Raw genomic sequence first — 11,634 nt, forward strand, 5'->3', positions numbered from 1 at the left:
CCTCACCCCGGGTAGCCTGGCCGATCTCAAGGGGTTGCTCCTCCTGCCCCTGAACCTGGGGCCCGGGACTCTGGTAGCGGTGGACCGTGGCTATGGGAGCTATCTTCTTGAAGACCTTCTTCTGGAGGCGGAGGGGATACGCCTCTTGCCCGTGCGCAAGGAGAATTCCAAGCGTTTCCACCTCTGGTACCCGTATCTGGCCATTACGCAACGGCGGGTGGTGGAGACGGTGGGCAGTATGCTTCATGCCCTCTTCCCCAGGCGCATCCACGCCACAACGCAGGAAGGGTTCCTCATCAAGGTCATCCTATTCGTCTTGGCCCACAACCTCAGGTTCATGGAAAGGAAGATGGCTGGGTAGCAACTTGGGTTAGTGTGTAAGGTGCCCTGGGACCTTGGCCCAAGCCCAGCAGCGAGTACACTGGGCTAATGCGGCTGGTGTTGGTGCCTACCCCCATCGGCAACCTCGAGGACATCACCCTGCGGGCTTTGCGCGTTTTGCGCGAGGCCGAGGTGGTGGCCTGCGAGGACACCCGGCGCACCGGGATTTTGCTCAAACACTATGGCATCGCCAAGCCCATGGTGCGCCTCGACCAGCACACCGTGGGCCAGGCCAGGCGGCTCTTGGAAGGCTACGAGCGGGTGGCCTACGTGACCGATGCCGGTACCCCTGGCATCTCCGACCCCGGGGCCGAGCTGGTGGCCCTGGCCCTGCAAGAAGGCTGGCAGGTGGAGGTGCTGCCTGGCCCCACGGCCCTGATTCCGGCCCTGGTGGCCTCGGGTCTGCCCACCGCCCGCTTCGCCTTTGAAGGGTTCTTGCCGCAAAAACCGGCTGAACGCCGGGAACGCCTGGAGCAGGTCTCGTCGGGCCGAACAGTGGTGCTCTACGAGGCCCCCCACCGCCTACGGCAGACCCTGACCGACCTGATCAAGGTCTACGGCCCAAACCACCCGGTGGCCATCGCGCGGGAAATTTCCAAGCTGCACGAGGAAATCTGGCGGGGCTCCTTAGCCCAAGCCCTAGAGCACTTTCGTGAGCCCCGGGGTGAGTTCGTTCTGGTGTTGGGACCAAAGACGGCAAGGGCCGCGGAGCAAAAACCCCAGACAGAGGCCTTGTTGCAGCAGCTAAGGGAGCAGGGACTGAAAGGCAAGGAGCTGGTCAAAGCCTTGACCGAGGCGGGAATTCCGCGCAACCAGGCCTACCAGATGGCTCATCCCCCCAAGGAGGAAGGTTGAAGGGTGCCCATCAGCACGAAGCGTATTGAGGCGCAGCAGGCCCTCGAGGTGCCCTCCTTGGGCTGGCCTTCCCGGGGGCGCGAGCTGGGTCATCGGGCTGTTCGCGCAGCATTGCCCCAAAAACCTGGACTCCCTCAGGCTTTTAACAACCATTGAGCCAGCGAAACAGGGGCATAGGTTGGACGGAGAAGCTGCAAAGGACGGGTCGGCTGAGTTGGTGAAGGAAGCCCAGGAGCGGGTTGCGTAGGGCCGCTTTTGCTTCTTTCTCCAGAGCCCACCTAAAGCGGTAAAGGGTGGCCTGAGCGGGCAGGGCCCGGCCTGTTTTTCCTCGACCAAATCCCATCCGCAGCAGCCAGTCCCGTTGATCTTCGATCCACTTCGTTCAACCACTCCCCAAACCCATCAGCACCAGCATGAACCGCATTCACCAGTCATACCTACGGTTAGGGGCTCGCACGTCGGGTACTCCCATCAAGTACGGTATTGGGCTGGGTATGCCTCTCGCTCCTTCTGGCTTGTTCATACTGCATATAAAAGCCTGCACAACCAGGTTGGACTTTCTTACCCAGATGGCCGATCTGCTAGCAAAGGCGAAGAGTCGGCGCCTTTTCACGCCTCATTACACCTTAGGTTATTCACGGAATTTGCAGCGCCAAAATCGTGGAAGACAGCAGCGGCCAAACCCTGGCTCCCGATTGGCGTTTCCGCCTGTTTTATGCCGGCTGCACCCTGCGGTTGGGTGTAGTGGCCGGGGCAGGCCACCCTCTCCTGCCTGCTGGACGGCCCGTTCCAAAACGTTCTGCGCGGCGAGGCCAACCTTTACAGCCGGGGCCGGAGCGGCTGCTGGGTGAACCCCCGCTAGGCATACTAGGCCTTCCCGCTGGCTTTTCGCTTTGGGCTTTGGGCGATAGGCTATATAGCGTGCCAGGAATTGCCATTATCGGAGCGCAATGGGGAGACGAGGGCAAGGGCAAGGTCACCGATGCCCTGGCCGAGGACGCCGACTTTGTGGTGCGCTACCAAGGGGGGGCCAACGCCGGCCATACCGTGGTGGCCCAGGGTAAAACCTTCAAGCTCAATCTGCTGCCCACCGGGGTTATCCACCCCCAGGCCACCAACGTGCTGGGCGACGGCATGGTGATCGACGCCTTCCGCTTCGCCGAGGAGATGCAAAGCATCCAGGCGGAAGGGCTAAAGCCCAGGGTGCTGGTCTCCGCCAAGGCCCACCTGGTCCTGCCCCACCACAAAACGGTGGAAACCCGCAACAACTTCGTGGGCACCACCCGGCGCGGCATCGGGCCGGCCTACTCCGACCGGGCCCGCCGGGTAGGCATTCGTGTCGGCGACCTACTTGATGAAGCGGTACTGCGCGAACGGGTCGAGACCCTTCTGACCGAGAAGCCTAACTCCACCCGTGAGGCCGGCTGGGACACCCCCGAGAAAGCCCTGGCCGACCTCTACCGCATGCGCGAGATTCTGGCCCCCTACATCGCCGACACCGGGAGCCTGCTACGCGAGGCCATCAAACGCGGCCAGAAGGTGCTCTTCGAAGGGGCCCAGGCTACCCTACTCGACCTCAACTACGGCGACTACCCCTACGTGACCAGCTCACACCCCACGGTAGGGGGCATCCTGGTGGGGGCTGGGGTCAACCACAAGGCCATCAACAAGGTCTACGGGGTGGCCAAGGCTTATGCCACCCGGGTGGGCAACGGCCCCTTCCCCACCGAACTATTCGGGGAAGAAGACGAGTACCTCAGGCAAAAAGGCGGCGAGTTTGGGGTCACCACGGGCCGGGCCCGACGTACCGGCTGGCTCGACCTGGTGCTGCTCAAGTACGCCTGCGAGGTCAACGGCTTCGATGGCCTGGTGCTGACCAAGCTGGATGTGCTCTCCGGCTTCAAGACCGTAAAAATCGGCATTGAGCACCGCCCCGACGGGACGGTCAAGTACGAGGAACTGCCCGGCTGGGGCGACCTCTCGGGCATCCGCAGCCGCGAGCAGCTCCCCCAAAGCGTCAAGCGCTTCATTGAGCTTATCGAGGCGTACACCCAGACCCCGGTGGTGATGTTCTCCACCAGCCCCCGCCGTGAGGACACCTTTGGCGCGGTGAGCTGGGTTTAGCGCAGCACCTCTCCCGGCTTGATGCGCAAAGCCCGCCACAGCGGGAGCAACGAGGCCAGCAGGACCACCAGCAGGCTAAACCCGGAGACCCAGGCGAAGTCGGAGGCCTTAATCTCGACCGGCAGGCGGGTGAGAAAGTAGAGCTCGCCGGGGATTTCCACCGGGTGCCAGTGGAAATAGCTGGATAGGGCAAAGCCCAGCAGGTTGCCCAGCCCAATGCCCAAAAGGCCCAGAATAAGGCCTTCCAAAGCGAATACCCCGGCCACCTGGAGGGCTTGCGCCCCCATGACCCGCAAAAGCGCGATGTCGGGGGTTTTCTCGATGACGCTGAGCACCAGCACGCTGGCCATGCCCAGCGCCGCCACCACCACAATCAGGAAGACCACAATACCAATCACCCGCTTCTGCAGGGCCAGCTGTTCGATCAGGGTGCGGTTGGTAGACTGCCAGGTCTGGGGGAAGTAGTACCGGCTGGCCAGCGCCGTACCGACCTCGAGGGCCTTCTGCGGGTCGCGCAAGCGCAGTTGGTAGCCCGAGAGGGCCGTAGGGGCTTCCATCAGGGCGCGGGCATCGGCCAGGGTGACGAAGGCAAAACCAGCGTCGAGCAGATAGTTGCCGGTCTGGAAGGTGGCCACCACTTCCAGTTCGATCCGCTTCTGGTTAATCGAGACCAAAAATAGCCGGTCGCCCGGGTAGGCCCCCAGGCTGCGGGCCAGGGCGCTGCCCAGCACAATGCCGCCCTCTCTGAGGGGGGAGAGCTCGAGGTCGGGGTAAACCGCCTCCCCCCCCTCCCCCAGCCCAATCAGGGTGGCAAAATCGGCCCCAGCCCCCCGGCCCGCCCCAGCCCGGCGGGTGAGCAGGGCCTTGGTCAGAAAGACCGGGGCCTGCCCCACCACCTCCGGGTGAGGGGCTGGGGGAGGGCTTTGCTCGGGGTCCAGGCTTTGCAGGTAGAGGTGGGGCACCGCCTTGAGGGTGGCCTCCACCAGCCCCTTGATAAAGCCGTTGGTCAAGGAAAGAGCAGTGGTGAGCACCATGATGCCCACCGCCACCCCCAGCAGGGTAATCAGGCTCTGGGTGCGCCGGTAGCGCAAATGGCGCAGGGCAAGAAACCAGACAAAGCGCATAGCAAGGAGCCTTTAGGGCCTACCCCGGCCCTGGAAGCCCCTCTATCTTACCCTCGCCCGCGCTGAATAACCGTAACCCTTACGTTGCGCACCCCAAAGCGGATGGCGGTGCTACGGTCGGGCAGCCAGACGTCAATGCGCTCACGCTTGCGTGGGTGCATGGTGTCCTCCACGATGAAGACCCGGTCTTTGAAAAGGTAGTTGAAGCGCCCCTTGCCGGTGCCGTTGGGGGTGCCCAGGTCTTCCAGCATCACCTTGGAGCCGTAGGGCAGCACCTTTAGCATATCCCGGCTCACCGCAATGATGCCGATGCGGGTGCGCGCGCCGGTGGCAGTGATGAAAGGGGTGCTATCGGTCTCGCGCACCGAGGAGGTATAGGCCGTGGCTTTGAGCACCATAACCCGGGGGGCTTGGGCCCAGCTCAATCCAAACACCGCAACGAGCAAGATCAGGCTAGGAATGCGGAAGCGGAATAACCGTTCCATACCCTTTAGAGGGTAGGGGGGCTGTTCTCAGCTTCTCTTAGAAAGCCAGGTCACGTCTCTCATTTCCCAGGTTGAAAGAACCGGGGCTTGGCTGGGCCTAGGTCGTTTCTGCTTGTAGAACAAGGCTACGACCCGCCTTGCTTTTATGAGAACAAAATAAAGAGCCTCTTTACCTTTCTCATCAAAAACCTGACCGCTCCCTGACCTATGCCCAGAAAGAGGCCTGGCTCTTTCCTGCCTTCCTGCCGGTTTTTTGCTTTCTTTCCAAACCACGGGCGTTACGCTTGTAGTAACGCCTCGACTCACCGACAGGCCAAACCGCCCAGCAGGAAGATACAAGCCCCACCCTGGGGGCGCCAGGATGGGGCTTGACTGGGTGATCTACTCCAACACCGCCAGGTAGTCGTACAGGTCGGGCCCCCCAGGGTGAATCTCTAAGGTTAGGTCGGGGAAGGCTTGGGCAAGCTGGTGGGTCAGACCATCCAGGGTTTCCTTGGCCACCATAGGACCGTGGAAAATGGTTAGGATTTCGTGTTCGGCTTCCTGAAAGGCCAGCTTGATCAGGCCCTCCAAAGCCTCTTCCGGCGTCTCGGTAGCCAGGGCCAGCTTGTCGTCGCGCAAGCCAATAGGCTGGCCTTCCCGCACGCTGACCCCCCCGATGGCCACACTGCGGCTGGCCCGGGTGACCTCGAGGGTTACCGCCCGCCTAGAGGCCTCCTCCATCTCGGGTAGAAGCTCACGGGCCGGCCTCTCGGCTTGATAGACCACGCTGGCGGCCAGACCCTGGCCCAGGGTACGGGTGGGGATAACGTGCACCACCTTGCCCTCGGCCAGGCCAGCGGCCTGTTGAGCCGATAGGACAACGTTGCTATTGTTAGGCAAAACGATTACTTCAGGGTTGGGCAGGCTTCGCACAGCATCTAATATGTCCTGCACGCTGGGATTGGCGGTCTGGCCCCCCGCCACCACCCGGGCCCCAAACCCCCGAAAGGCCTTAACCAGCCCCCAGCCGCTCGCCACCACCACCAGGCCGGTGGGGGGTGGCGCCTCGTCGGCGGCCCCGGCCATGGCCAGGATTTCGGTATGCTGCTGGGACATGTCCTCCACCTTAGTGCGCAGCATCTTACCGTAGCGGGCCACCCGGGCCAGCAGGCCATCGGGGTCGTTGGTGTGAATGTGCCCTTTGACAAAGCCCTCGGCTCCCACCACCAATAGGGAGTCGCCAAAGGAGGCGACCGCCTCGCGGATTGTTTCGATGGGCTCGACCACCCCTTCCATCAAAAACTCGGTGCAGTAACCGAATTCTTCCTCCTCGAAGGCGGTCTGGGCGTAGCGCTCGATTTTGGGGGGTTCGGGCAGGGGCAGCCCCTTAAGGTAGCCCTCGAGGCCCTCTAAGAAGCGGAGTAGACCCACCCCACCCGCATCCACCACCCCGGCCTGTTTCAGCACCGGCAAGAGCTCGGGGGTACGGTCGGAGGCCTCCCGTCCGCTTTGCAGGGCCGCCTCGAGCACAGCCTCGAGGCTATCGGCACCCCTTGCCACCGCCCGACGGGCCCCCTCAGCCACCCCCCTGGAAACGGTCAGGATGGTGCCTTCCACCGGCTTCATCACCGCCTTGTAACCGGTGCGGGAGCCTTCCTCGAGGGCCTGGGCCAGCAAAGCCGGGGTGAGCACCGAAGCCTCCCGCAGGGTTTCGGCAAACCCCTTGAGAATCTGCGAGGTAATGACCCCCGAGTTGCCTCTGGCCCCCAGCAAGGAACCGTAGCTAATGGCCCGAGCCACCTCGCTCATCTTCTGGGTATCGGCCAGGTCCAGCTCCCGCCGCACCGACTGCAGGGTGAGGTGCATATTGGTGCCGGTATCCCCATCGGGTACCGGATACACATTCAGGGCGTTGGTCTCCTCCACATACACCGCAAACCAATCGGTGGCGTAGCGAAAGGCACTGGCCAGTTCCGCCGGGGAAAGGGCCCTAGCCACGGCTCACCCCCACCACGTGCACCCGCACCGAGGAAAGCTCAGCCCCAGCTAGGCTTTTGGCCGCCCAACGAACCCGCTCACCGATGCTCTCCACCACTGCGGGAATGCGCGAGCCAAAGGCAATGACCACATACAAATCGGCCTGGTACTTGCCCGGCTCCGCCGGATCGGGCTTAACCACCACCCCCTCGCTCACCTCGCTCCTACCTAGGATGCGGCTAATGGACTCGCGAATCCCGGCTGGGCTCATCCCCAAAACGCCCGGCACTTCATGGGCGGCCAGGCCCAGAATCGCGGCCAGTGCAGTTTCGGTAACCGTTATGTTGCCTTTCAACACATACCTCCAGACAGAAAGCTTATCCCTTTTCAGGGTGGACCTTACAGCAAAAACCCATTACGCGCATTCCCTATGCAGAAACTATAGCTTACCCCAGCCGGGTTTCCCAACCCCGCGCGGTGTCTAGCGCACCACCAGATCGGCCACCCAGACGATTTCACAAGCCCCGTTGCCGGTATCGTGGCGCACGGTAGAGGTACGCCAGAAAAACCCATCGGGGCCGGCTACGTTCACCAAAAAGCCCTTGATATGCACGATGTGGCCGGGCTTGAGCTTTTTTAAGCGGCGTTCGATGTTGGCGTTGGCCGGTATCAGGTGCATGTTGGCACTATTCCGGATGATCTCCTCTGGGGGAATGGGCGGGCTTTGGCGCCAGGCGTAAAAGTACCAGTGGTCGGCCTGGCGGATATGAAGCTGTCGGATAACCGCGGTGTCGGACATAGGCCCCCAGCCCAAAGCCAGATCCACCGGGGCGATAGCCGCGGCAGGGTCGGTATGGTACAGGCGTTTGGAGAGCACCCGGGCCTCGAGCTCGAAGGAGGCCACCGGGCTGAAGCGATAGCCGGGTTTCTCCAAGCGCAGGTCGCTTGGCGCGGTCAAAGGGGCCTGGAAGGGGGCGTGGGGCGCCAGCACGCCGGGCGGACGGGCAATCGGTTGGGCCTGCACCGTTCGGATGAGGAGGAAGGCCGCCCCCAACAAGAACACCATCAGCCCCCAAAAACGCATCTTCTCAGAATAACCAAAGCCCCGGTCAAACGCCGGTCAAATTTCGTCCTTGGCCAGGTCGTTGAAGCGCACGTGCTGAGCGTGGAACTGCAATTCCACCGTACCCGTCGGGCCGTTGCGCTGCTTTCCCACGATGATTTCGGCAATGCCGGCCTTTTCCGAGTGCGGGTTGTAGTACTCGTCGCGGTAGATGAACATGACCAGATCCGCGTCTTGCTCGATCGACCCCGATTCCCTAAGGTCAGAGAGCATGGGGCGCTTGTTGGGGCGCGACTCCACCGCCCGGGAAAGCTGCGACAAGGCAATGACCGGCACGTTTAGCTCCCGGGCCAGGCTCTTGAGCCCACGGGAGATTTGGGCGATCTCCTGCTGCCGGTTTTCCCCTCCATTCTTGTGGCTAGGGCCGGACATCAGCTGCAAATAGTCGATGACGATCAGGCCGATTTTGTGTTGAGCGTGCAAGCGGCGGGCCCGGGCTCTAAGCTCCATTAGGGTCATGTCGGAGGTATCGTCGATTAGGATAGCGGCCTCGGCAATGCGGCCCGCCACATCCACCAACCGGGAGAAGTCTCGGTCGGAAAGCTGGCCCTGGCGCAGGCGGTTCATGTCGATGCGGGCTTCCGAGCAAAGCATGCGGGTCACAAGCTGTACCGCCGGCATCTCCAACGAGAAGATGGCCACCCCCACCCCCTCCCGCAGGGCCACGTTCTGGGCGATGGTCAGGGCGAAGCTGGTCTTGCCCATGGAGGGGCGGGCGGCAATGATGTTGAGCGAACCGCTGGTTAGCCCGCCAATCAGGTTGTCCAGCTCGCGAAAGCCGCTTCGAACCCCGTCGGGCTGGCCTTTGTTTTCGTACAGCCGCTGGATGTGCTCGAAGGTCTGGTGAACCAGTTCCTTCATGCTCAAAAACTCGGAGCGGGCCCCCTGGGTGGAGACCTCGAGCACCTTCCTGCCCGCGATATCGAGAATCTCCTCTAGGCTGCCTTCCTCATCGTAGGCCATGCGCATGGCCTCCCCTGCCGCCGCAATGAGCTTGCGCAGGGTCCACTTCTCGGCCACGATGCGCCCGTAATACTCGGCGTAGGCCGCGGTGGGGGTGTGCTCCGACAGGCCCACCAGATAGGACACCCCCCCCACCATCTCTAGCTCGCCCGACTGGCGCAGTTCCTCCGAAAGGGTCACCAGATCCACCGGGTCGCGCCGGGCCCGCAGCCGCTCCATGGCCTCCCAGATTTTGCGGTGGGCCTCCTTGTAAAACGCCTCCGGCCCAATCAGGCCCTCGAGTCGATCCAGCACCTCGCTGTCCAACAAGACCGAGCCTAGCACGCTGGCCTCGGCATCCAGGTTGTGGGGAGGGACGCGGCCCTCGAGGGATGGGGTTGCCATTGGGTCTCTCCTCCTGCCTCAGCAGTTCCTTACTCTATCCAACCTGGGGAACTCTGACAAAGCCATATACAAAACCCCATCCCATCGGCTAGACTAACAGGGTTGCCCACGTGGCAAACCCCCGGAGAAAAAATGGAACTCAGAAACATCGCCATTATTGCGCACGTAGACCACGGTAAGACCACCCTGGTGGACGCCATGCTCAAGCAGGCCAAGGCCCTCTCGCGCCACGAGGAGGGCAACGAGCGCATTATGGATTCCAACGACCTGGAGCGCGAACGCGGCATCACCATCCTGGCCAAGAATACTGCAGTGGAATGGAAGGGCGTGAAGATCAACATCGTGGACACCCCTGGCCACGCCGACTTCGGCGGCGAGGTGGAGCGGGCTTTGAGCATGGTGGACGGGGTATTGCTGCTGGTGGATGCCGCCGAAGGCCCCATGCCCCAGACCCGCTTTGTGCTCAAGAAAGCCATTGAGGCCGGCCTCAAGCCCATCGTGGTCATCAACAAGGTAGACAAAAAAGACGCCCGGCCCGACGAGGTACTCAACGAAACCTTCGACCTGATGGCCGAGCTGGGCGCGAGCGAGGAGCAGCTCGACTTCCCTTACCTCTATGCCATTGGCCGCGAGGGTAAAGCCTGGCTGGGGGAAGAACCCAAGCCCGACCTGACCGACCTATTCGAGACCATTCTGCGCCACGTCCCTGCCCCCCGGGTGGCCGAGGGGCCTTTCCAACTTCGGGTGGCCAACCTGGACTACTCCAACTTTCTGGGCAAGATGGCCCTGGGCAAGGTACACCGGGGCACGGTGCGCAAAAACCAGTTCGTGACCATTGTGGGCGAGCATAGCCAGCGGGAGCTTAAGGTGGTGGCCATCTTCACCTACCGGGGCTTAGAGCGCCTCGAGGTCGAGCAGGCCACCCCCGGCGACATCGTGGCCATTGCCGGCATGGAGGGGGTGGAGATCGGCGACACCATCGCCGCCAAAGAGGCCCCCGAGGCCCTGCCCCGCCTGGCGGTGGACGAACCCACCGTAAGCATTACCGTAACCCCCAATACCTCGCCCTTTGCTGGCAAAGAGGGCAAGTATGTGACCAGCCGCCAGATTCGCGAGCGGCTGTTGAAGGAGCTCGAGACCAACGTGGCCCTGCGGGTGATCGAGGTGACCCCCGACACCTTCGAGCTGCACGGGCGCGGTGAGCTGCACCTGTCGGTGCTGCTGGAGACCATGCGCCGCGAGGGGTTCGAGCTTTCGGTGGGCCAGCCCAGCGTGCTTTTCAAGGAGGTCGAGGGCCAGATTCAAGAACCTTACGAGTACCTGGTGCTGGACGTGCCCGAGGCCAAATTTGGCCCGGTGATGGAAGCCCTGGGCCGCCGCAAAGCCCAGATGGTGCATATGGCGCAAGACCAAGGTCGCATCCGGGCCGAGTTTACTGTGCCTGCTCGGGCTTTGTTTGGCTTTCGCACCCTGTTCCTAACCCTCACCGCTGGCGAGGGGGTGATGAGCCACAGCTTCCACGCCTACGGACCACACGTGGGCAGCCTGGAAACCCGCACCACTGGCTCAGCTGTCGCCATGGAGGCGGGGGTCGCCTACGCCTACAGCCTCTACCGCCTGCAAGAGCGCATCCACTTTTTTATCGAGCCTGGCACCGAGGTCTACGTGGGCATGATCGTGGGTGAGCACGTGCGGGAAAACGACCTGAACGTCAACGTCAACATCAACAAAAAGCTCACCAACGTGCGGGCTGCGGGCTCCGACGAGAACATCCGGCTTATTCCCCCGCGCCGCTTCACCCTCGAGGAGGCCCTGGAGTTCCTGGCCCCCGACGAGCTGCTGGAAATCACCCCCCAGAGCCTGCGCCTGCGCAAACGGGTGCTCGACCCCTCCCAGCGCAAGCGGGCCGAGAGCGTTTAGCCGAGCCCAAGGCTGAACCTGGACGGACACATGTGAGACTCTAAGCTGGGATAAAAAGAGGGGAACCAACCAAGAAAGGAGGTTCCCCAGGTGCAGTTTACCACCGTTGGCCGAGAGATATGGCAAGGCGCTAGACAAGCACAGAGGCTGGCCGAGGCCAAAGCAGGCGACCCAGAGGTCAAGGAACGTCTGCGCAAGCTCCGACTGGTCAAAGCCCTGCGTGAAAGTAAAAAGAGCTGGAAGGAGATCCAGGACCTGGTCGGGATCAGCCGGGCCACCTACCACCGCTGGAAAAAAGCCCTAAAAGAAAAGGGCC

Annotated in this window: 11 protein-coding genes; 5 read left to right on the forward strand and 6 right to left on the reverse strand. The window is 62.5% G+C overall.

Going from position 1 to position 11,634, the window contains the following annotated elements; genetic code table 11:
* The 3 genes from G552_RS16530 to G552_RS0111870 all read left to right on the forward strand — a co-directional run.
* The coding region (locus G552_RS16530; RefSeq protein ID WP_027883234.1) for a hypothetical protein at window positions 1-361 on the forward strand (361 nt) is incomplete at its 5' end.
* 68 nt (window positions 362-429) lie between these two features.
* Window positions 430-1,236 (forward strand): 16S rRNA (cytidine(1402)-2'-O)-methyltransferase, encoded by an 807-nt coding sequence (gene rsmI / locus G552_RS0111865; RefSeq protein WP_027883235.1) that lies wholly within the window; start codon window positions 430-432, stop codon window positions 1,234-1,236.
* Window positions 1,237-2,157: 921 nt separating this feature from the next.
* A complete protein-coding gene (locus G552_RS0111870; protein WP_027883236.1) occupies window positions 2,158-3,360 on the forward strand; it encodes an adenylosuccinate synthase in 1,203 nt (400 codons plus the stop codon).
* Here G552_RS0111870 and G552_RS0111875 read toward each other — a convergent pair.
* From G552_RS0111875 to dnaB, 6 genes are all read right to left on the reverse strand, one after another.
* Complete coding sequence (locus G552_RS0111875) at window positions 3,357-4,484, reverse strand: FtsX-like permease family protein (protein ID WP_027883237.1); 1,128 nt, start codon at window positions 4,482-4,484, stop codon at window positions 3,357-3,359. The two genes, G552_RS0111870 and G552_RS0111875, sit on opposite strands and share 4 nt — an antisense overlap.
* Before the next feature lie 47 nt (window positions 4,485-4,531).
* Window positions 4,532-4,969: a 3D domain-containing protein gene (locus tag G552_RS0111880; RefSeq protein WP_245575193.1), complete on the reverse strand. Its 438-nt coding sequence runs from the start codon at window positions 4,967-4,969 to the stop codon at window positions 4,532-4,534.
* 381 nt (window positions 4,970-5,350) lie between these two features.
* Window positions 5,351-6,949 carry a DAK2 domain-containing protein gene (locus G552_RS0111890; protein ID WP_027883239.1) on the reverse strand — a complete coding sequence of 533 codons (1,599 nt, stop codon included), beginning with the start codon at window positions 6,947-6,949 and terminating at the stop codon, window positions 5,351-5,353.
* The gene (locus G552_RS0111895; RefSeq protein ID WP_027883240.1) at window positions 6,942-7,283 is read right to left on the reverse strand and encodes an Asp23/Gls24 family envelope stress response protein; all 342 of its coding nucleotides are present in this window, start codon (window positions 7,281-7,283) and stop codon (window positions 6,942-6,944) included. The genes G552_RS0111890 and G552_RS0111895 overlap by 8 nt, the downstream gene beginning before the upstream one ends.
* A 126-nt stretch (window positions 7,284-7,409) precedes the next feature.
* A complete protein-coding gene (locus tag G552_RS0111900) occupies window positions 7,410-8,012 on the reverse strand; it encodes a hypothetical protein (RefSeq protein WP_027883241.1) in 603 nt (200 codons plus the stop codon).
* Between the two features lie 36 nt (window positions 8,013-8,048).
* On the reverse strand, window positions 8,049-9,398 hold the full coding sequence (gene dnaB, locus G552_RS0111905) for a replicative DNA helicase (protein WP_027883242.1): 1,350 nt from the start codon (window positions 9,396-9,398) through the stop codon (window positions 8,049-8,051).
* Between the two features lie 132 nt (window positions 9,399-9,530).
* On the opposite strand from dnaB, the gene typA reads away from it, so the two are divergent.
* Both typA and G552_RS15375 read left to right on the forward strand, forming a co-directional pair.
* Window positions 9,531-11,318: a translational GTPase TypA gene (gene typA / locus G552_RS0111910; protein WP_027883243.1), complete on the forward strand. Its 1,788-nt coding sequence runs from the start codon at window positions 9,531-9,533 to the stop codon at window positions 11,316-11,318.
* Window positions 11,319-11,408: 90 nt separating this feature from the next.
* The coding region (locus tag G552_RS15375) for a helix-turn-helix domain-containing protein (protein WP_169447886.1) at window positions 11,409-11,634 on the forward strand (226 nt) is incomplete at its 3' end.

It is taken from the genome of Meiothermus rufus DSM 22234, from assembly GCF_000423425.1.
GTDB lineage: Bacteria > Deinococcota > Deinococci > Deinococcales > Thermaceae > Meiothermus > Meiothermus rufus.